General features: G+C 57.3%; 18 protein-coding genes and 1 pseudogene. 7 read left to right on the top strand and 12 right to left on the bottom strand.

The window, feature by feature from the left end; translation table 11 throughout:
- Positions 1-12: 12 nt before the first annotated feature.
- The 9 genes from MHK04_RS00095 to ctaC all read right to left on the bottom strand — a co-directional run bounded on the left by MHK04_RS00095 (position 13) and on the right by ctaC (position 10,334).
- Complete coding sequence (locus MHK04_RS00095) at positions 13-1,116, bottom strand: glycosyltransferase family 4 protein (protein WP_239207517.1); 1,104 nt, start codon at positions 1,114-1,116, stop codon at positions 13-15.
- On the bottom strand, positions 1,117-2,160 hold the full coding sequence (locus tag MHK04_RS00090; protein ID WP_200288858.1) for a C40 family peptidase: 1,044 nt from the start codon (positions 2,158-2,160) through the stop codon (positions 1,117-1,119).
- Positions 2,161-2,273: 113 nt separating this feature from the next.
- Positions 2,274-2,903: a C40 family peptidase gene (locus MHK04_RS00085; protein WP_239207516.1), complete on the bottom strand. Its 630-nt coding sequence runs from the start codon at positions 2,901-2,903 to the stop codon at positions 2,274-2,276.
- A 969-nt stretch (positions 2,904-3,872) separates the two neighbouring features.
- Complete coding sequence (gene qcrB / locus MHK04_RS00080) at positions 3,873-5,495, bottom strand: cytochrome bc1 complex cytochrome b subunit (protein ID WP_023021177.1); 1,623 nt, start codon at positions 5,493-5,495, stop codon at positions 3,873-3,875.
- A complete protein-coding gene (gene qcrA / locus MHK04_RS00075) occupies positions 5,495-6,715 on the bottom strand; it encodes a cytochrome bc1 complex Rieske iron-sulfur subunit (protein ID WP_239207515.1) in 1,221 nt (406 codons plus the stop codon). Before qcrA ends, qcrB begins: the two co-directional genes overlap by 1 nt.
- The gene (qcrC, locus tag MHK04_RS00070) at positions 6,712-7,599 is read right to left on the bottom strand and encodes a cytochrome bc1 complex diheme cytochrome c subunit (protein WP_049361051.1); all 888 of its coding nucleotides are present in this window, start codon (positions 7,597-7,599) and stop codon (positions 6,712-6,714) included. Before qcrC ends, qcrA begins: the two co-directional genes overlap by 4 nt.
- 53 nt (positions 7,600-7,652) lie before the next feature.
- On the bottom strand, positions 7,653-8,264 hold the full coding sequence (gene ctaE / locus MHK04_RS00065) for an aa3-type cytochrome oxidase subunit III (RefSeq protein WP_432417960.1): 612 nt from the start codon (positions 8,262-8,264) through the stop codon (positions 7,653-7,655).
- A gap of 545 nt (positions 8,265-8,809) precedes the next feature.
- Positions 8,810-9,241 carry an aa3-type cytochrome oxidase subunit IV gene (gene ctaF, locus MHK04_RS00060; RefSeq protein ID WP_023021173.1) on the bottom strand — a complete coding sequence of 144 codons (432 nt, stop codon included), beginning with the start codon at positions 9,239-9,241 and terminating at the stop codon, positions 8,810-8,812.
- A 19-nt stretch (positions 9,242-9,260) separates the two neighbouring features.
- A complete protein-coding gene (gene ctaC, locus MHK04_RS00055) occupies positions 9,261-10,334 on the bottom strand; it encodes an aa3-type cytochrome oxidase subunit II (protein WP_049361049.1) in 1,074 nt (357 codons plus the stop codon).
- 388 nt (positions 10,335-10,722) lie between these two features.
- Between ctaC and asnB the strand changes: the two genes are divergently transcribed.
- Entirely contained in the window at positions 10,723-12,645 is a 1,923-nt protein-coding gene (gene asnB, locus MHK04_RS00050) for an asparagine synthase (glutamine-hydrolyzing) (protein WP_239207514.1), read from the top strand.
- Between the two features lie 66 nt (positions 12,646-12,711).
- Here the strand turns inward: asnB and MHK04_RS00045 are convergent, their stop codons facing one another.
- Entirely contained in the window at positions 12,712-13,056 is a 345-nt protein-coding gene (locus MHK04_RS00045) for a HesB/IscA family protein (protein ID WP_005324455.1), read from the bottom strand.
- Between the two features lie 141 nt (positions 13,057-13,197).
- Between MHK04_RS00045 and MHK04_RS00040 the strand changes: the two genes are divergently transcribed.
- Both MHK04_RS00040 and MHK04_RS00035 read left to right on the top strand, forming a co-directional pair.
- Positions 13,198-13,890 (top strand): DUF3043 domain-containing protein, encoded by a 693-nt coding sequence (locus MHK04_RS00040; RefSeq protein WP_200288854.1) that lies wholly within the window; start codon positions 13,198-13,200, stop codon positions 13,888-13,890.
- 12 nt (positions 13,891-13,902) lie between these two features.
- Positions 13,903-14,697, top strand: a complete 795-nt coding sequence (locus tag MHK04_RS00035; protein ID WP_200288853.1) for a nicotinate-nucleotide--dimethylbenzimidazole phosphoribosyltransferase — start codon at positions 13,903-13,905, stop codon at positions 14,695-14,697.
- Positions 14,698-14,705: 8 nt separating this feature from the next.
- Here MHK04_RS00035 and MHK04_RS00030 read toward each other — a convergent pair whose 3' ends face one another.
- Positions 14,706-15,803, bottom strand: a complete 1,098-nt coding sequence (locus tag MHK04_RS00030) for a branched-chain amino acid aminotransferase (protein WP_275434169.1) — start codon at positions 15,801-15,803, stop codon at positions 14,706-14,708.
- Between the two features lie 103 nt (positions 15,804-15,906).
- Between MHK04_RS00030 and MHK04_RS00025 the strand changes: the two genes are divergently transcribed.
- The 3 genes and pseudogenes from MHK04_RS00025 (at position 15,907) to thiC (ending at position 20,177) form a co-directional block, all read left to right on the top strand.
- Positions 15,907-17,394 carry a leucyl aminopeptidase gene (locus MHK04_RS00025; protein WP_239207512.1) on the top strand — a complete coding sequence of 496 codons (1,488 nt, stop codon included), beginning with the start codon at positions 15,907-15,909 and terminating at the stop codon, positions 17,392-17,394.
- Between the two features lie 38 nt (positions 17,395-17,432).
- The gene (locus tag MHK04_RS00020; RefSeq protein ID WP_200288850.1) at positions 17,433-17,969 is read left to right on the top strand and encodes an isochorismatase family protein; all 537 of its coding nucleotides are present in this window, start codon (positions 17,433-17,435) and stop codon (positions 17,967-17,969) included.
- 425 nt (positions 17,970-18,394) lie between these two features.
- A pseudogene (gene thiC, locus MHK04_RS00015) lies at positions 18,395-20,177 on the top strand (phosphomethylpyrimidine synthase ThiC).
- Here thiC and MHK04_RS00010 read toward each other — a convergent pair.
- Entirely contained in the window at positions 20,169-20,579 is a 411-nt protein-coding gene (locus MHK04_RS00010; RefSeq protein ID WP_023021164.1) for a hypothetical protein, read from the bottom strand. The pseudogene thiC and the gene MHK04_RS00010 overlap by 9 nt on opposite strands.
- A 125-nt stretch (positions 20,580-20,704) precedes the next feature.
- On the opposite strand from MHK04_RS00010, the gene MHK04_RS00005 reads away from it, so the two are divergent.
- The coding region (locus tag MHK04_RS00005; RefSeq protein WP_301332377.1) for a biotin/lipoyl-containing protein at positions 20,705-21,674 on the top strand (970 nt) is incomplete at its 3' end.

Raw genomic sequence — 21,674 nt, 5'->3', positions numbered from 1 at the left:
GTTAGGGTCACATCAGGACATCAGACGACGCAATCGCTGGCCCATAATCCGCCAGGTCCACTGAGCTTCTACATGGCGACGCCCCGCCTGCCCCATGCTGAGCCTACGCTGCGGATTCGCCAAAAGAGACTTTACTGCCTCTGCCAGTTCCTGCACCGATGAGCCGTTGACAACGACTCCGGTATCCTCCGTCACTGTCTCCGGTGCTCCGCCGGAGTTTCCGGCAATAACCGGCAGGCCGCACGCTTGGGCCTCCAAGTAGACAATGCCTAGGCCCTCAACATCCAGACCGCCGCCGCGAGTGCGCGCCGGCATGGCAAAGATATCCGCCGCGTGTAAGGCAGTCTCAATGCTCTCTGCTTCTTGAATCACTGCATCCGGGCAGTAGATATCCGCCAGTTCCTCTAAGGCCCGGCGATAGCGCCCGCGCCCGATAAGAAGTAGCTGCGTATCGGGGAATTCTTCACGTACTAAGGGCATGGCGCGTAGGAGCTGATCCTGGCCTTTGCGGGGTACGAACCGCGATATGCACACGATAGTCGGTCCGCTGACACCGAACTCAGCCTTTGCAGCTGCACGTTGCTCCGGTGTGGCCGGGAAAAGTCCTTCTACACTCACGCCGGAAGGCAAATGCTCCCACCGCGGATTCGGCCCAAATGCTCGGCGCAACCGACGCAGGGTGTATTCAGAGATATAAGTAATGACGTCGGCGTGATCACCAATGCGGCGCAGGCACTGCCTGGCGACGGGCAGCATCGACCACCCCACCTCGTGTCCATGGGTTGTAGCAACCACACGGGTGGCTCCTGCCTCTTTAGCGGCCTTGCCCATCAAGGCAAGGGGCGCAGCTGCACCGAACCACACGATGTCAATGCCCTCGGCGCGGATAATCTCCTGCATGCGGCGCACCGTGGCCGGCGTCGGCAGCATCACTCGGCGAGGCCAACGGATAACCTTGTAGTCCACCGCGGCATCGAATTCCGCCGGCGATTCCTGAGTCGAGGCAAATACCACGACGCCGCGCGGATCTAAGGTTGCTAAAAAATCCCGGAGGTAAGACTGAATCCCGCCGATCTTGGGCGGGAAATCATTGGTTACCAGCAGAACGCGGGCCACTTAGTACCGCGCCGTTCCGGTAATCGGCATGGACTTCAACGGCACCACCTGAACAGGCACGCCATAGGTAGAGGCATGGACCACCTGCCCATTACCGATGTACATACCCACGTGAGTGACACCAGGGTAATAACCCACAATATCGCCCGGCTGCAGGTCCTCTAGCGGTACCGAGGTGCCGCCAGCAATCTGAGCCTGCGACGTACGTGGAATCGACTTGCCAATCTGCTGATACGCCCAGAACATCAACCCAGAGCAATCAAATTGATCTGGGCCTGCAGCGCCCCAGCCATAAGGTGCACCCAGCTTCGACAGAGCAGCGGAAGCGGCACCATCAGCAACCTCGCCCAAATCCATATCAGGCTTATCGGTACCGCCGAACTGACCTTCCCAGGCTTGACGCTGTTGCTCATCGAGGGCGTCTACCTGCTTCTCGATGTCCTCTTGCTGCTTTTCCAGCTCCTCCTTTTCCTTGAGGAGCTTCTCGCGCTGCTCTTCTAGCGCCTTCTTTTCCTCGCGTACCTTAGTAGCGGCTTCAGTAGCCTTGTGCTTTTCTCCCTCCGCCGTCGAAGCGGCGCTCGCCTTTGCATCAAGGGTGCGCTGCGCCTGGCGGGAAAGCGCGCCGAGGTAACCCATGCGCTCAACTGCATCGGAAGGATTTTCTGCAGCCAGCGCTCCCGATACAGCGGAGCGAGAATCGCCGCGGTAGCGCGACTGAGCGAGGTCATCGACGCGGCTCTGCTGCGCGGTCACGTCACCCTTCGCCTCATCCGCCCGAGTTTGCGCCTCAGCGGCTGCGCTCTCAGAATCAGAGACTTCCGCCTGTTTTTCCTCGAGCTTGATTTCTAGCTCTTTTACTTCTTCATTCTTGGCGGAAACCTTGCGCGCAACCTCGCCAACGCGCTCCACCAACGCGTCCATATCTTCCGTGGCGTTTTCCTGTTGCGGCGCCGCTTCCTGCGCAACTACCTGCGAAATCCCAGAAACCGACGACACAGCAAGAGCTGCCACGATTGCAGCTACGGGAAGTACTCGTTTAGACACGTAAGGACCCTTAGACTAAGAGGAATTTAAAAATCGCATCAACTATAGCGGGTTTTACCCCCTAATGCACAACAAAGCCCTCCCACGGAAGGGAGGGCTCTATCCGCAACCTATTAGAAGCGGACAGCGGAGTGAATCGGCATGTAGTTCATGTCGCGCTCCTGAACCGGAACACCGGAGTTCAAAGCGTCAATGATGGTGCCGTGGCCGGTGTAGATGCCGACGTGGGAAGCACCACCGTAGTAAGCGATGATGTCACCCGGCTGCAGCTGATCCAGCGAAACCGGAGTACCACCGGAGGCCTGTGCCTGAGAGGTACGCGGAATCGGCTTGCCAGCCTGAGCGTATGCCCAGCTGGTCAGGCCGGAGCAATCGAAGGCGTTCGGGCCTGCAGCGCCGTAAACGTACGGGGAGCCGATAACGGAGCGAGCTGCTGCCAGCGCCTTCTGACCCACGGTCTGTTGTGCCGGAGCTGCCTGCTTGTGCCCGGCGGCTGCATAGTTGGTGTTCTGCTGGTCAGAAACCTGGCCCAAAGACGGAACGTAGCGGTCAATGTTCGGGACCTGGTCAATGTTCGGGACGTTTTCCAGACCTGCTACCTCGAAGCGGTAGTCAGTATTAGGTACGACGACCTCTGCCGCCTGTGCTACGCCTGGCGCAACGACAGCTGCGGTGGCAGCCAATGCTGCGGTAGATGCGATTCGACGGGTGTTCTTAATGCCCTGACGACGGTGCTGTGCCATGAGAAAAACTCCAAATCTTCCTGCGCGCCTACTTCTCTACTAAGAGAAGCTCTGACCCTGGGGGACTAGCGTTCGTTGGAAATCCGTTCCTTTAGGAATTCCTCCACTCGGCCCCTCAGTAGGAGGAGCCAGATGCGGCGCTGTAATTCTTCTGTTTAGATTGAGCACCTTTTCGGGCGGTAACTCAATGTCTCAAATAGGTTACGAAATCATTACAACCGATGTCCATTCGCTCTACCCAATTTCACCTTGTTATCGGTTCGTTACCTTCCCTTGACCTAGACGAGACTTATCACCCATAGAAGGAAATAAGTTCACCGCTAGCAGAACCTATAAACCCACTAGCTGCAAAAATGTCAAAGCTCAGACCACACCTCCTCAAAGCAGCACGTTCGCAAAGCAGACACTCAACAATTAAGTGAGTCCTAATTTGTGACTTTAGCCACTAGCGCCTTTGGTGGCCCTATTCAGCCTTAAATTGGCCCCTTCTACTCCACCGCAAGGTAGCTCCTTCACGGCAGTCGCGCCTCCCTACATAGCCGGGCAGTATAGGCCTCTCGCCGCGTACAGATGTTTAGCCGAAACCAATAGTGAAGGTCACCGCGAGACTAGAAAATAGGGCGCTATTGCAAGGAACTTGAGAAAGCCCCTACAAAATGCAGCATCGAAGTTTAACTGCCCGTAGGGACAACGCCAAACGAAAAAACAAGCCCGGCTATGAACGCCCGCCGAGGCGCTCCATGGCCTTCTCACGCGTTTATCGTCTAAACATTGCTCCTCAATGCTCCAAGGCCGCCCGCAGCGTAGGGGCTCCATTCCAGTACTCTTTCTGCGCTTCGGGATTACACCTCAACAACAACAGCCCCTAGAGAAGTATTGGCCCAGCAAAACGCAAAACCCACCCTTGCTCCTTCAGCAGGAGCAGGGTGGGTCTATGAGCGTGTTTCGAGTAACCCTCACGACAAGGTCTTAGATGCGGCCGTTTTCCTCGTCCTCGCGGCGGTTAGCCTCGTTGAGGCGACGGAACATCTCCGCTTCCTCATCGTGGTTATCCGAGTGGATTTCATGGACGCGGTGCATGAGCGCCTCATCGTCAGGGCTAAAGGTTCCCTGAGTCTCGGAATCCGCCAAGCCGAGCTGGTTGAGCTGCTTTGGAACCTGAGCACCTGCGTACTCGAGGGGAACTGGGTGACCATCGGCATCAACCGGGCCGAGCGGCTGGTGAACCTCAATGAAGGCACCATTCGGCATCTGCTTGATAACGCCGGTCTCGATACCGTGCTCCAGAACCTCACGGTCAGAGCGCTGCAGACCAACGCAGATGCGGTAGGTCATGAAGTATGCAATCGGAGGCAAGATGATCAAGCCGATACGACCAACCCAGGTCATCGCGTTGAGCGAAATCTGGAAGAAGTGCGCTACGTGGTCGTTACCACCGGACAGCGTGACCAGCAAGAAGAATACGATGGCAGCTGCGCCGATAGCGGAACGGGTAGGAACATCGCGCGGACGCTGCAATAGGTTGTGGTGTGCATCGTCACCGGTGAACTTCTTCTCCAAGAATGGGTATGCCATAAGCAGTACGACCATCAGACCACACAGCAGAGCAACCCAGAACGCGGAAGGAATGGTGTAGTTGCCAATGTAGAGCTCCCAAGCTGGCATGACACGGGCAACACCATCAGTCCACAGCATGTAGATATCCGGCTGAGAACCGGCGGAAACCTGGGACGGGTTGTATGGTCCAAGCGTCCAGATGGCGTTGATGGTCAGCAGACCAGACATCAGAGCGAGTACGCCGGCGACCATCATGCCCATGCCAATTGCCTTGGTAGCAAAGACCGGCATAATGCGGACACCAACGACGTTGTTCTCGGCACGGCCCGGTCCCGGGAACTGGGTGTGCTTCTGGAACCAAACCATAATCAGGTGGGCAGCAATCAGGCCGAGGATGATGCCCGGAATGACCAGAACGTGCAGGATGTAGAAACGATCCAGCATCAGGTCAGACGGGAAGTCACCGCTGAAGATTGCCCAGTGCAGCCAAGTGCCGATAATAGGCAGGCCGAGGATGATGGCGGACATGATTCGCAGACCAACACCGGAAAGCAGGTCATCCGGCAGGGAGTAACCGAGGAAGCCCTCGATCATGCCCAGCAAGATGAGTGCGCAGCCGATGATCCAGTTTGCTTCACGTGGACGGCGGAATGCGCCGGTGAAGAAGATGCGGAGCATGTGAGCCACCATGGACATCATGAACAGCAGGGCTGCCCAGTGGTGCATCTGGCGCACAAACAGACCGCCACGAACCTCAAAAGAGATGTCCAGCGCAGTGGCGTAGGCGCGAGACATTTCCACACCGTTCAACGGTGCGTAGGTGCCGTCGTAAATGACCTTCGTAATGGAAGGGTCGAAGAACAACGCCAAGTAGATACCGGTCAGTACAAGAATGATGAAGCTGTACAGCGCCATCTCACCGAGCATGAAGGACCAGTGGGTCGGGAAGACCTTGTTCAGCTGAGTCCTCAGCACACCGGCGGCGCTATAACGCTCATCCATATTGTTGCCCATTTGGGCGAGTTTATTGCTCATTATGACTTACGCTCCCAGAATGCCGGGCCGACAGGCTCAATGAAGTTGCCCTGTGCAACGAGGTAGCCCTCGTCGTCCACCGTGATAGGCAGCTGTGGCAGTGCACGGGCTGCCGGACCGAAGACCGGCTTGCCGTAGTGCAAAGCATCGAACTGCGACTGGTGGCATGGACACAGGATTCGGTTGGTCTGAGCCTCATAGAGAGAGGTCGGGCAACCGATGTGAGTACAGATCTTGGAGTAGGCGTAGTAGTCGCCGTGGTGGAAGTCTTCTTGACCTTCGCGCTCGATGGCCTTCTGCGCATCGTTGTGACGCAGTCGGATCAACATCACGGCGTTGCGGTTGCCGTGAATTGAGTGCATGTGGTGCTCGTAGACATCGCGCTCGGCATCGTACTTATCGCCATCGTTGACGTCTTCTTCTGCCAGCGGGAAGACGGTCTCCATACCGCCTGCTGCCAGATCCTCCGGACGCACGCGAACCAGGCGGGTAACGCCCTTGGTGCTGTAGTGCTCGCCGGTTTCACCGGAGTGCTTCTCAGCGATGGTACCGGTGTCGCGGGCCAGGTAAAGTTTGAAACCTTCATTATGAAGGGTCCAGCCGGAGGTCCACAGAGTTCCGTCACCGGCGTAGTTCAGGTTGTGGCGAACCTTCCATGGGTTCTTGATTGCGCCGCCCAGCGGTGCAATCACCGTCAGGCCAAACAGGACGCCGGCTCCGCCCAACAGCCCCTGAACGGTCTTACGGCGACCAAGGGTGGAAGTCTTCCAAGAATCATTCAGCAACGCGGTCAAGGTACGACGGTCAACCTCTTCGGAAGGACCGTCATGGCGACGCTGTACGGAAATCTCCTCTGGGAGGATCTTCTTAACGTACTGAACAATGGCGATACCCAACGCACAAATTGCGAGTGCGGCGGTAATACCCAGCAAAGGAGTGTAGAGGGTGTGCCAAATGTGGCCCTCCTCCCCTAGCTGCTTGTACTGCCACGGCCAGAACAGGTAAACGCCGAGGAATCCCAGCCCGCCGATGACAGACAGGAAAAGCCAGATGGCGACGTTGCGGCCCGCACGCTTTTCAGCCGGGTCGCCTTCAACCGGGAAGCGCTCCTTGCGGAACGCGACGGTGACATCATCGAGCTCGGTACCTAGAGCAGCGAGTTCATCGTTGCTCATCTTATCGAGCTCAGCATTAGTGTAATTCTTCTTTACATTGCTCATGAGCGCGATCCAATCCACATAGCGGCGGCGCACAGGGCGCTAATGCCGATAATCCACATTGCCAGGCCTTCCGCTACGGGGCCGAGGCTACCAAGGTCCCAACCTGCTGGGGAAGGAGTTTCCTTTGCAGACTTGAGGTAGGCAATGATGTCCTTCTTCTCGTCTGCAGTCAGCTGGCGGTCGGAGAACTTAGGCATGTTTTGCGGGCCGGTCAGCATTGCCTGGTAAATCTCCTGCTCGCTTGCCGGGGCAAGCTCAGGAGCGAACTTACCGGAGGACAGCGCGCCACCCTGGCCGGTGAAGTTGTGGCAAGATGCACAGTTCATGCGGAAGAGCTCAGAGCCCTTCGCTACGTCTTCTGCTTGGATTTCGCCATTGTAGTTAGCACCACGCAGGGATTCCTGGGCAACGCTTCCGTCATCGTTGTAAACGATGTCTGCGCCGCCACCATTGGCTGCTACGTATGCAGCCAATGCCAGAGTCTGCTGCTCGGTGTAACGCGGAGCTTTGCGCTCTGCCTGCGCATCGTTAGACATCATCGGCATACGGCCAGAGTGTACTTGGAAGTACACAGAACCAGCGCCGATGCCAACGAGGGAGGGACCGCGGCCTTCGATGCCCTGCAGATTGGCACCGTGGCAAGTGATACAAGCGGTGTCGTAGATGTCCTTGCCCTCCTGAACGAGGGCTTGGTCATCTTTTTCCGCCGTGGCGACCTGTGCGTCTGGGGTCAAGGCAGAAGCCAAGACGCCCGCACCGGACAGGCCAATCGCCAAAGCGAAGCCACCGGCGATGGTGCGCTTCGCCTTGCGGCGACGGCGGGTCTTCTTAGCCGCCGCAGTGGTCTGCTCCACTGCCACGGACTGCGAATTGTTATCCATCATTTTCCTTTAGATAACTCGAACACGGGAGGACTGTTTGGGGATAGTGGCCAGTTCTACTGGACCAAGTAAATAACGGTGAAGACGCCGATCCACACAACGTCAACGAAGTGCCAGTAGTAAGACACTGCCATTGCGGCGGTAGCCTGCGCCGGCGTGAACTTGGACTTAGCAACGCGCGCCAGGATGATTGCAAAAGAAATCAGACCTGCGGTCACGTGCGCAGCGTGGAAGCCGGTGATGATGTAGAACACCGAACCGAAGACGCTGGACTGCACAGTCACACCTGCGTGAATCAACTCGGTCCACTCGAATGCCATGATGCACAGGAACACAACGCCCAGTACCAGCGTCACGGTGTACCAGAGTCGAAGCTTGTAAACGTCACCCCTTTCTGCGGCAAACACGCCGAACTGAGAGGTCACAGAAGAAGTAATCAGCACTGCCGTAATGAGGAAACCCATGGGCAGGTTGATATGGGCGGTGTGCTCCGCCCAGTCGCCTTCTTGACCGTTTGCTCGCGAGGTGAACCACATCGCGAACAGTCCGGCAAAGAACATCAATTCCTGAGACAGGAACACGATGGTGCCCACACTGACCATATTTGGTCGGTTCAGTGAGGCAGCACGTGGTGCTGTCATACCTTGGTTAGAAACTACGCTCGTCACAGAGGCCATTATGGCTGTTCTGGGCGGCAAAGTCACCTCGATTCCCCCCGTTATCACTATTCATTTTTGATACTTTAGCCAGCAAACGTTCAGCCAGTTCCCTGCGATATTTTTATTTTTTCCGCCGGGAACTTTTTGCTCTGCTTTACGACGCCCCATCGATGCAGGTGACAACACACGACGGCCCACGCTTAGAAATTCCCGAGCGCCCCCACCTCAATAATTCTGGCCTGTAGATACATTAACAAGTACGCGAGATTGATACTTTCTGGAGAGATAAATCACATCCACCCACCACCCCAAACCCGCAGGTCTACAACTTTCGGTCGACCCCCGCGAAAAGATGCCTCTACGTGGCCGAATGGCACAGACGGTTAGGCAACTGCCTTGTTGGATGTGCGGCCACTACCCCACCCCTAAAAGTTTTTTGGAATCTAGGGAACTTTTTCGCGGAACATCCGACTACCGATCGCCAAAGCCCTCCTAGCTTCCATAGCTAGGAGGGCGGAGAAGTTTTAGGCGGGGGATTTCTTCAGAGTGAAGAACTAGTGCTTTTCCTTTGGCAGACCGTACTGCAGGGAAAGACCGGTGCAAGCCGCGATGAGGCAGACAGCGCCGAGAGCGATCAGCCAGAAGTAAAGGAAGATGACACCCAGGCCAAGGAGCGCGATAGCACCGGTCATAGCCAGCGGCCAGATGGAGCCTGGAGAGAAGAAGCCAAGGATGCCAGCAGCGTCCTCTGTCTCTGCCTCTTCCCAATCCTCTGGGAGGACGTCGCTGCGGTTATCGGTGAAGTGCAGGTAAGCACCAAGCATCATGCACAGCAGGAAGGCAAGGAACATACCCACGATGCCAACCCACTCGGCACCGTACAGATAGCCGTCGTCCTTAACGAAGGTAACGCCGAAGATGTAGACAATCAGCGAGACAAGAAGGTAGGTCGCGATTGAGTAAAAGACTTTCGATGTTGCACGCATTGTGTTGTGTCCTTATCTCTTATGCCGCCGTGTTGACGAAGTTGTCACCATTAGCGGTATCACGCTCGCCGGAGAACGGGTGGGTGGTAACCGCGTATGGGTCCTGACCGATTTCCTTGAGAGCCTCGGCGTTGGTAGCTTCCGGATTGTTCTCGCGGAACTTCATGTACTTGTTGAAGTCCTCTGGGGATACAACGCGGATTTCAAAGTTCATCATCGAGTGGTAGGTACCGCACATCTCGGCACAGCGACCAACGAATGCGCCCTGCTTCTCAATCTTTTCCACCTGGAAGCTACGCTCCTGAGCGTTTGCCTCTGGGTGTGCGTAGACGTCGCGCTTAAATAGGAACTCCGGTACCCAGAATGCGTGGGATACGTCCCCAGAAGCGAGACGAAATTCAATCGCGGTATCGGAAGGAAGAACCAGAACCGGAACCTCTTCGGTAGTACCGACGGTCTCAATCTTGTTGTAGTTCAGGTAGGAAAGGTCGCCCATGGACTTGCCGTGGATTGGGTTCGGGTTATCGATACCCTCTGGGTCGTGAGCAGACTTTTCTGCCTCGGCCTGACGTTCCTTATCAGCACCGTCATAGTTCTCACCGTTAACGTGGTTCTCCGCGTAACCGAACTTCCAGTTCCACTGGAAAGCGGTGACGTCGACGACGACCTTCGGATCCTTATCCAAGGCGGTAACTTTCTGCTGGGTCTGAACGGTAAAGAAGAACAGGCCCATGATAATGAGGATCGGAACGATGGTCAGAACCATCTCAAGCGGTACGTTGTACTGAATCTGGCGCGGGAACTCGCCCTTGCCATCCTTCTTCGCCTTCTTCGCGCTCCAGCGGAAGATAGCGGTGAGGAATAGGCCCCACATAATAAAACCAACGATCCATGCAGCAACCCAGACCCAAATCCAGAAGTTGTACATGGCCTCTGCCTCAGGGGTAATACCCTTTGGCCAACCGAATCCTAGGAGGTTCTCTACAGCAGTTGGCGCCTGAACGTCACAACCTGCCAGAGCGAGTCCACCCAGAGCAAGTGCGCCAGCTACGCCCGCCTTGCGGGCAAAGGTGCGCTTATTACGCTGTCCCACGTGTGTTCTGCCTTTCTGTCCACACAAAACTTCTCGAATACTCACAGAGCACTCTTACCCAATCAGAATAGAGGAAAATTGCCAGATTCCCAGCCTATTTAAAGGCATAAAAGGGCACCTAGTGCACTCATTTCATATTCTCCTTCTTGTAGGTTACCGCCCCACCTGCACAATGTTCCAACCGGACCCTAAGGTTCCAACACGGCCATGTGTGTCAATTCACAGCTTGCCCGGGGATACATCAACCGAAAGTTCGCACCCTATCGGGGAAGCTTTTTCCAAGGCAGCCAACAGCTTTCCTTAAGCCGTGGCGTGTTCTAGTTTGCACCTCTCGAGCCGTAAAGTGGGTGACTAGCAATAGACGCTTATATTAAGGAGCAATCTTTACATGTGCGGACTTCTTGGCATGCTCGCCGCCACGGGCGACGTAGATAAGTACGTTGACGCGCTAGAACGTTCCCTGCCTTGCATGCGCCACCGCGGCCCAGATGCGGCAGGCACCTGGCACGACGGCGATGCTGCCTTTGGCTTCAATCGCCTGTCCATCATTGACCTAGAACACTCCCACCAGCCCCTTCGCTGGGGTCCGGAGGACCAGCCTGACCGCTACGCCATGACCTTCAACGGCGAAATCTACAACTACGTAGAACTACGGGAAGAGCTCAAGGGCCTCGGCTATACCTTCCATACCGAAGGCGATGGTGAGCCTATCGTGGTGGGATACCACCACTGGGGCAAGGACGTGGTGAACCACCTGCGCGGCATGTTCGGCATCGTCATCTGGGACACCCACACTAAGACGATGTTTGCTGCCCGCGACCAATTCGGCATCAAGCCGCTGTACTACGCCACCACCGACGCTGGCACTGTCTTTGCCTCCGAGATGAAGTGCATTCTGGAAATGGCAGACGAGATCGGTCTAGAGCTCAACCTTGACCGCCGCGCCATTGAGCATTACGTCGACCTGCAATACGTCCCGGAGCCGGAGTCCCTCCACGCGAATATCCGCCGCGTGGAATCCGGCTGCACTGTTACCCTTCGTCCAGGCGAAGAGGTTGTCCTCGAGCGCTACTTCAAGCCCCGCTTCCCTGTTCAACAGGTAAAGCAAGGTGAAGAGCAGCAACTCTTTAACCGGATTGCGGAGGCGCTGGAGGATTCCGTAGCTAAGCACATGCGCGCCGACGTCACCGTAGGCTCCTTCTTGTCGGGCGGCATTGACTCCACAGCTATTGCCACCCTGGCTAAGCGCCACAACCCTGATCTGCTGTCTTTCACCACCGGCTTCGAGCGCGAGGGCTACTCTGAGGTCGATGTCGCGGCAGAGTCCGCGGAAGCTATTGGCGTGGAGCACATCGTCAAGATTGTCTCCCCGGAGGAGTATGCCGAGTCCATCCCGAAGATCATGTGGTACCTGGACAATCCGGTAGCTGACCCTTCGCTGGTGCCGCTCTATTTCGTGGCCCAAGAAGCCCGCAAGCACGTCAAGGTTGTTCTTTCCGGTGAGGGCGCGGACGAACTCTTTGGTGGTTACACCATCTATAAGGAGCCACTGTCCCTCGCGCCCTTTGAGAAGATCCCTTCCCCACTGCGCCGCGGGTTGGGCAAGCTCTCCCAGGTGCTGCCAGAAGGTATGAAGGGCAAGTCTTTGCTCAACCGTGGCTCGATGACCATGGAAGAGCGCTACTATGGCAACGCTCGTTCCTTCAATTTTGAGCAGATGCAGCGGGTTATTCCGTGGGCGAAGCGCGAATGGGACCACCGCGAGGTAACTGCGCCCATCTACGCGCAGTCCGAGGGCTTTGACCCGGTCGCACGCATGCAGCATCTGGATCTCTTTACCTGGATGCGCGGTGACATCTTGGTCAAGGCCGATAAGATCAATATGGCCAACTCGCTTGAGCTTCGCGTGCCCTTTTTGGACAAGGAAGTCTTCAAGGTGGCCGAGTCCATCCCTTATGACCTGAAGATTTCCCACGGCACCACCAAGTACGCACTGCGCAAGGCAATGGAGCAGATCGTTCCGGCCCACGTTTTGCACCGCAAGAAGCTGGGCTTCCCTGTGCCGATGCGCCACTGGTTGGCCGGCGACGAGCTCTACGGCTGGGCCCAAGACACCATCAACGATTCCCAGACCGAGGACATCTTCAATAAGAAGGAAGTTCTCGAGATGCTCAAGGAGCACCGCGACGGCGTCTCCGACCACTCCCGCCGTTTGTGGACCGTACTGTCCTTTATGATTTGGCACGGCATCTTTGTGGAAAAGCGCATCGATCCGCAGATCGAGCAGCGCGACTATCCAGTCAAGCTCTAAGAGCCTTCCACACATACACAAGAGGGTGGGTGCCATCGGCACCCACCCTCTTTGCTGTCCTTCTTTTTAGTTGAAGGAATCGCCACAGGCGCAAGAACCGGTGGCATTCGGGTTATCGATGGTAAAACCCTGGGACTCGATGGTGTCAGCGAAGTCAATCTTGGCACCGGTCAGGTAAGGAACGGACATCTTGTCCACGACGAGGTTTACGCCGCCTACCTGGTCGACCTTGTCACCATCCAAGGTGCGATCATCAAAGTAAAGCTGGTAGCGCAGGCCAGCGCAGCCGCCAGGCTGAACGGCAATGCGCAGGGAGAGATCGTCGCGGCCTTCCTGATCAAGCAGCGCCTTTGCCTTAGCGGCTGCTGCTTCAGTCAGAATGACGCCGGTTGCGGAAGCTGGAGCGGTCATCACTTCTCCTCAATAAGTATTGGTTTCGTTGCCACTACCCTACCCGCTTCTTTCAGGTGGGAAAAGGTAGCCCACTGCTACAACATCTACTGGGCCGGGCCTATTCCCCTATTCGCGCCTAAACCTTGTAGTGTGAGGAGCGTGAAACTCCCGTGGCAAAAAGATGACAAGACCTCCACTGAGCCCGCTCCTGCGCAGGACAAGGCGCAGGAAGAAATTCAGAAAGAGCCCCAGCGCAAGGGCTATACCCCACCGAAGGGTCGTCCTACGCCAAAGCGCTCCGAACAAGAGATCGCGCGCGGCGTAAAGCGCGATCCCCATGGCATGTCCGAAGCACAGCGTTACCAGCACCGCAAGGACATGAAGAAGTCCATGAGCAAGGACGAGTGGAAGGAATATAAGAAAAAGGAGCGCCAAGAGCGCCAGCAGGCCAACCGTGAGCAGCAGGCCCGCATGGCTGACGGTGATCCGCGCTTCCTTCCCGCTCGCGATCAGGGCGCAGAACGCGCCTATGTGCGCGATTGGGTAGATGCGCGCCGCAGCTTGAGCAATTGGGTTATGCCAATGGCCCTTGTTCTCATCGTGGTCGTGTTCTTGACTTACGCGGTACCAAGCATCGCGACGGTCATTAACGCGGTGGCGATGGTTATCCTCATTATCTTTGCCATCGAGGGCATCATCTTGGCCCGCCGCTGCAATAATGCCGTGCGTACCAAGTTCCCTGGCACCACTGAAGCCGGCTTTAGCCTGGGCTTTTATGCATATTCCCGCGCCAGCCAGCCGCGCAAGTGGCGCATTCCGCGCCCCCGCGTGGAGCTCGGTGCTGACGTTTAGGGAGATGTGCTCATGGCCATTCCGCAGCCCGATTCTCAGGCACGTACCGCACACGACGCACAGCTCGCGCCTTATGGGCGCCTGACCGAAGCCGCCCAATGGCTAGCCGCCTGCCAAGGCAGCGCCCCCGCTCAGGAGCCGCAGCGTATACGAGCCATCGTCTTTGCTGAGCAGGAGCCCCAGCTACCGGCTCCCGAGACCGCTGCGCGTCGGGCCGGGGCCGGACTGAATGTAGTCACGGTGACGGATCTATCCCAGGCATATGACTTGGGAGCCGCTACCGCAGATGCGGAAATTGATGCCGGTGCGGACCTACTGATTCCCGGCGGCGTGGAAAGCGCCCGCGTCCCCGCCGTGGTCATGGCGACGATGACGCAGACGGAGCCGGTAGTGATCGTCGGCAAGCAGCCCAGCGTGGAAGACTGGAAGCGAGAGGTCTCTGCCATTCGAGATGCTATGTTCCGCGCCCGCAACCTCGAGGGCATGGAGCTCGTAGCCTCCTGCCAGTCTGCGGTGCTGGCCGCTGCGGTGGGGCTCATTACCCGAGCCGCGGAGCGTCGCACGCCCCTCCTTATCGATGCCCCCTTAACCGCAACCGCGGCGCTCCTTGCCGAGCGCGATAACCCTGGGGTGAAAGAGTGGCTCTTTGCCACTACCCTTTCCACCGCCCCTGCCCATGAGTTGGCGCTAAGAAAACTGGGCCTCCAGCCACTGCACCAACTGGCAATGGAGCCGGAGCCCACCCTCGGCGCCCTAGCGGCGCTGCCGATGCTACTTACCGGAGTCGAGATCGCCGCAGACGCCTAAGCCGCGGCCTATTTCACCAGGGTATGCAGCCAGCCATGGGTATCTTCCACGGCACCGCGCTGAATTCCGGTTAGGCGCTCGCGCAAGGTCATGGTGATCTCGCCTGCTTCATTGCCATTGACCTGGAAATCGGCGGAATCGCCCAGCACGTGGCCCACCGGGGTGATAACCGCGGCAGTACCGCAGGCAAAGGCCTCCGACATTGCGCCGGATTCTGCATCGCGCTGCCATTCCTCGGCCGTAATGCGGCGTTCGGTGACCTTGTAGCCCAGGTCTTGGGCAACTTGCAGAAGAGATTCGCGCGTGATGCCCGGCAACACGGAACCGGATAGTTCTGGCGTAACAATCTCCACATTCTCGCCGGAGCCATAGACAAACATGAGGTTCATTCCGCCCATTTCTTCGATGTAGCGGCGTTCAATAGCGTCCAACCAGACCACCTGGTCACAGCCCTTTTCATCCGCCTGAGCTTGGGCCAATAGCGAGCCCGCATAGTTGCCCGCAAACTTGGCCGCGCCGGTGCCGCCGGGCGCTGCGCGCACGTAGTCGGTGGACAGCCAGACGGATACCGGTTTGATGCCACCACTGAAGTAGGAACCCGCTGGGGAGGCTATAAGCACGTAGCGGTAGGACTTGGCCGGGTGAACCCCCAAGGAAACCTCGGTGGAGACCATAAAGGGACGCAGATACAACGCCGCTTCTCCACCGGCTTCCGGTACCCAGTCCTTATCTACTTCCACCAACTGGCGCAAAGACTCAATAAACTCCTCCTGCGGCAGCTCCGGCATAGCCAAGCGTTCAGCAGAGTTGATAAACCGCTGGGCATTATGGTCGGGACGGAAGGTGGCAATGGAATCATCGGGCTGACGATAGGCCTTGATGCCTTCAAAGATTGCCTGCCCGTAGTGGAATACGTTGCTTGCCGGTTCCATTGTCATCGGCCCGTACGGTCTTACCTGAGCATCGTGCCAGCCCTTTTCTTCGGTCCAATCAATGGTGACCATGTGGTCCGTAAAGTGCTTGCCAAAGCCGGGGTTGGCGAGAATTTCGCTCAATTCCTTCGTAGACGTGGGGTTATCGGTCCGAGTAATCGTGTAATCAAGCATGCCCACAATCTACCCCTTTATCTATAGCGAAGCAGGAATAAGTTCACCGCTGCGCGGTACAGTAGAGGGAAGATTGATAAGCCTTTTTATAAAGGAGGACACTATGGCACAAAACGAATTGCCCGCACGCGGTCAATTTCCCAAGCTAAAGCTGGGAAAGAAGGCTCCTAAGAAGGCGGACGCGCTACTAATCGCTGCGTTCCAGGGCGAAGGCGGGCTAGAACTGCCGGGTACCGAATTGCTAGGGGCTGCCGCACTTCGCTCCACCTATGAGGCACTGGTGGCCGTAGGGGCTTCCGGCACGGCCGGCGAGGTCACGCGCGTACCGGCTCCCGCTAAGGCTGGCGTAGCCTCCATCATCGCCGTGGGATTGGGCGAAGCAGAAGAAGTAGACGCTGAAACGCTGCGCCGCGCTGCAGGCCAAGCCGCCCGCTCCATTACCAAGATTGAACAGGTAGCTACCTCTCTGGGCGATTTTGGCATCGCCCCAGTGGTAGAAGGCCTCATCCTCGGCGGCTATAAGTACTCCGGCCTACGCAGCGAGCCATCTACGATGCCCACCACCTTTACCGTAGTGGCCGAGAAGTCAGCCCAAGAGGAATTTGAAAACGCGAAGATTACCGCTGAATCCGTTCTTCTCGCCCGCGATCTGGTCAATACTCCATCCAACCTGCTCTACCCAGAAAGCTACGCCGCTTTCCTTTCCGCCCAAGCAGCAGAGGCGGGCCTTGAGGTAGAGGTCTTGGATGAAAAGGCCCTAGAAAAGCAGGGCTTTGGCGGCATCCTGGCGGTCGGCCGTGGCTCTGCACGTCCGCCGCGTTTGGTCCGCTTGAGCTGGCGCCCGAAGAAGGCCAAGCGCCACGTCGCGCTGGTGGGCAAGGGCATTACCTTTGATACCGGCGGCATTTCCTTGAAGCCAGGCGCCAAGATGTGGGACATGATTTCCGATATGGGCGGTTCCGCCGCAATGGCCGCTGCCATCATCGCTGCGGCAAAGCTGAACCTCAAGGTGGGTATCACCGCTACCCTGCCACTGGCAGAAAACATGCCAGGCAGCGATGCCACCCGCCCAGGTGACGTCATCACCCACTACGGCGGCATTACCTCCGAGGTGCTCAACACCGATGCGGAAGGTCGCCTCGTGCTTGCTGATGCCATTGCGCGCGCCAGCGAGGACAACCCTGACTACCTCATTGAAACGGCTACTCTCACCGGCGCCCAGATGGTTGCTCTAGGTGAGCGGACCGCCGGCGTTATGGGTTCCGAGGAATTCCGTGACCGCATGGCCGAAATCGGCCGCGAGGTGGGCGAGAAGGCTTGGGCCATGCCGCTACTGGAGGAACACGAGGAATCGGTAAAATCCGCCAGCGCCGATATCCGTAATATCAACGCTAAGCGTGAGGGCGGCATGGAATATGCCGGCACCTACCTCCAACACTTTGTGGGTGAAGGAATCGAATGGGCCCATATCGATGTGGCCGGCCCTTCCTTCAACACCACTGGCGCTTATGGATACACCCCAAAGATGGGCACCGGCGTGCCCACCCGCACGGTGGTAGCAGCCCTGCGCGAAATTGCTGAATTAAAGTAGCACCACAGCAGGCTTTATGCGATTAAACTCCTAAAGGCATGAAGCCTGCTCTGATTATCGTTGACGTTCAATATGACTTTTGCCCCGGCGGCGCCTTGGGTACCGAACGAGGCAATGAAGTCGCTGCCAAGATCGCTACCCTGCAACAGGATTATGACACCGTCGTAGCCACGCAGGATTGGCATATAGATCCGGGCTCTCACTTTTCCCAGAGCCCGGATTTTGTTGATTCCTGGCCCGTGCACTGTGTAGCCGAATCCCACGGAGCGGCCATGCATGAGGCTATCGGGCCGGCCCAAGCCTACTTCCGCAAGGGCGAATACACCGCCGCCTATTCCGGATTTGAGGGTGCTGCTAACGGCACCCTGCTCGCTGACTGGTTGCGCGAGCACCACATCGATGCCGTAGACATCGTGGGCATTGCCACCGATCATTGTGTTCGTGCCACCGCTGCTGATGCCCTACAGGAGGGGTTCACCGTCCGCGTTCTGCGTGACTATTGCTCCCCGGTAGATGAATCTCGCGGTGAGGCGGCGTTGCAAGAGTTAGCCGCTGCCGGCGCCACGATCTGCTAGGCAAAAGAAAACGCCTGCGGCCCTCGAACCGAAAGTGGTCCGAGGGCCGCAGGCGTCTCTCTACAAGGTGTTTCCATGTATCGGCTAAAACAGCCGCCCTCTGGAAACATGAGGGGTTCTCTCTATCTCTCTCGCATGCGCTCTCTCAAACGCATGAACTTAGTATGGGTTACCGATATTGGATAGCGGTGGAAAGATCCTGAAAGTTTCCTGTTGACCTAGCAACCACATTCCTTCACCCTCCCACCACGCATCGCTAGGCCTAGACCAAATGCAGAAAACCCTGCGCTGGGTGAGGCGATTGTTATACGGTGATCTACGTCCCCACGGGTGCCCGAGCACGGGCTGAGAGTGCGCTACAGCTGCGTATCTACCGTTCGAACCTGTTTGGTTAATACCTACGAAGGAAGAGAGGAGAGCCTGCCATGACGGCTGCCCCAGAAAACCACCCCAAGCATTCCTATTCCCCCCATTCGACACAACGGCTTAGAGGTCCCAGAGACCGAAATCCACTTGGACGATTCCCCTCATGCCCCTAACGAGCCCTTCCGCGTTTACCGCACGCGTGGTCCCGAATGCGCACCGGAGCAGGGGCTTCCGGCATTACGCACCGAGTGGATTCAAAAACGCGCGGATACCGAAAAATACCAAGGCCGCAACCGAGAGCTCGCTGACGACGGCCGCGCCGCACAGCGTCGCGGTGCTGCCTCCCAAGAATGGAAGGGCTCTAAGCGCCTGCCACTTAAGGCGAAGGCAGGCCAACGCGTTACGCAGATGCATTATGCCCGCCAGGGAATTATTACCCGAGAAATGGAATTTGTAGCTCTGCGCGAGCATTGCGATGCGGAATTCGTACGTCAGGAGGTCGCTCGCGGCCGCGCGATTATTCCCAATAATGTCAAACACCCCGAGTCCGAGCCTATGATCATTGGCCGCAAATTCCTTACCAAGATTAACGCCAATATCGGCAACTCAGCGGTTACCTCCTCCATCGATGAGGAAGTATCCAAACTGCGCTGGGCTACCCAATGGGGTGCGGATACCGTCATGGACTTGTCTACGGGTGACGATATCCACACCACCCGTGAGTGGATCTTGCGCAACTCCCCGGTTCCCATCGGCACCGTCCCGATTTACCAAGCATTGGAAAAGGTCAATGGCGTAGCGGAGGACCTCACGTGGGAGATCTTCCGTGATACCGTCATCGAGCAATGCGAGCAGGGCGTGGACTATATGACGATTCACGCTGGTGTGCTTTTGGCCTATGTGCCTTTAGCTAGCAATCGCGTGACTGGCATTGTAAGCCGCAGCGGCTCGATTATGGCGGGCTGGTGCTTGGCCCACCACAAAGAATCTTTCCTTTACGAGCACTTTGATGAGTTATGCGAGATTTTTGCGCAATACGATGTTGCATTTTCGCTTGGCGACGGCCTGCGTCCCGGCAGCCTAGCCGATGCGAACGACGCAGCCCAGTTCGCTGAACTTAAGACGATTGGCGAACTTACCCGCCGGGCTTGGGAGTATGACGTCCAAGTCATGGTGGAAGGCCCTGGGCATGTCCCGCTCAACATGATTCAAGAAAATAACGAGCTCGAGCAGGATTGGGCCTCTGACGCGCCCTTTTATACTCTCGGCCCGCTAGTTACCGATATCGCTCCCGGCTATGACCACATCACTTCTGCCATCGGCGCCGCCCATATCGCTATGGGTGGCACGGCGATGCTGTGCTACGTGACTCCGAAAGAGCACTTGGGCCTACCCAATCGAGATGACGTAAAAACTGGTGTCATTACCTATAAGATTGCCGCGCACTCCGCGGACGTGGCCAAAGGTCACCCTGGCGCCCGTGCCTGGGATGACGCGATGAGCAAGGCCCGCTTTGAATTCCGCTGGAATGATCAGTTTGCGCTTTCCCTCGATCCGGAAACCGCGCAGGCTTACCATGACGAAACCTTGCCTGCCGAGCCAGCAAAGACCGCCCACTTTTGTTCCATGTGTGGCCCCAAGTTCTGCTCTATGCGCATCAGCCAAGACATTCGGGATATGTTTGGCGGGCAGATGGCCGAGCTAGGCATGCCAACGCTAGGTGAGCAAGTCCGCGAAGCCGTCGACGGCACTGCACCGGAGAAAGGCATGCAAGAAAAGTCTGCCGAATTCCGCCGCCGCGGCTCCCAGGTCTACCTACGTGAAGAGAGCGATCTAGCTTAATTCAGTCCCCGTATCGGGGTTCTCGCCGCGCTCGAACCGGGCGCGGCGTTTTCTTTGTTCTTCCCTTTTACGCAGAATGCGGTTTCGCTCCAGGCGTTCACGCATGCGCTGCGGGTAGCCGGTTTCTTCCACGTCATAAATATCGCAGCTCAATAATGCGGCCACCGCGTCGATACCCTTTGGCCCGCCGATGCGACGGCGGATGAACTCGCCGTTTTCATCGACAACGACAACCGACATCTCGTTGACCACTGTTTCCGGCTCTACAAAGGCCTCTACATACATTCTTCCGGCGGCCCACTGTTGCAAATCCTGCGCGTCTTCTGGGCGGATGGTCTCCCCCGGTCCGCGGGGTGGTCGCAGTGACGATCTGGACTTGTTGCGGCGGAAGGGGTTGAACATAATTCCCTAGCTTACCCGGAAGGAGGGTAGTTACTAACCCCACATCTGCACGAGGGTGAGCATCACGCTGTAAGATTGTCGGGTAGCGATAGAACACTTCCAACTTTCGAGGAGTCTTATAACTCATGGCGAACTCCGTTGAGATGCCCGAGCTGGGCGAATCCGTAACCGAAGGCACCATCACGCAGTGGCTCAAGTCCGTCGGCGACACCGTCGAAGTAGACGAGCCTTTGCTCGAGGTCTCCACCGACAAGGTCGACACCGAAATCCCCTCCCCCGTAGCCGGCACCATTATTGAAATTAAGGCTGACGAGGATGACACCATCGAGGTTGGCGAGGTCATTGCCATCATCGGTGACGAGGATGAGGCAGGCTCCGCATCCAACGACTCCTCCGCTGACAAGGACGAGGAAGAAGCAGAAGAAGCTCAGGAAGAGTCAAAGGCTGACTCTTCTAACGGCGGCTCCGGCGATGCTTCCGACGTGGAAATGCCAGAACTTGGCGAGTCCGTCACCGAAGGCACCATCACGCAGTGGCTCAAGTCCGTCGGCGACACCGTCGAAGTAGACGAGCCTTTGCTCGAGGTCTCCACCGACAAGGTCGACACCGAAATCCCCTCCCCAGTAGCAGGCACCCTGGTAGAAATCCTCGCCGACGAAGATGACACCATCGAGGTAGGCGCAGTCATCGCCCGCATCGGCGACGAAAACGCCTCCGCATCCTCCTCCGACTCCAAGCCAGAACCAAAGGAAGAAGAAAAGGAAGAAAAGAAGGAAGAGGAAAAGAAGGAAGAGCCGAAGGCTGACTCTTCTAACGGCGGCTCCGGCGATGCATCCGACGTGGAAATGCCAGAACTTGGCGAGTCCGTCACCGAAGGCACCATCACCCAGTGGCTCAAATCCGTCGGCGACACCGTCGAAGTAGACGAGCCTTTGCTCGAGGTCTCCACCGACAAGGTCGACACCGAAATTCCATCCCCAGTAGCAGGCACCCTGGTAGAAATCCTCGCCGACGAAGATGACACCATCGAGGTAGGCGCAGTCATCGCCCGCATCGGCGACGAAAACGCCTCCGCATCCTCCTCCGACTCCAAGC

Source organism: Corynebacterium nasorum (assembly GCF_022345765.1).
Taxonomy (GTDB): domain Bacteria; phylum Actinomycetota; class Actinomycetes; order Mycobacteriales; family Mycobacteriaceae; genus Corynebacterium; species Corynebacterium kefirresidentii.
This window is presented reverse-complemented; position numbering and strand designations above follow the sequence as displayed.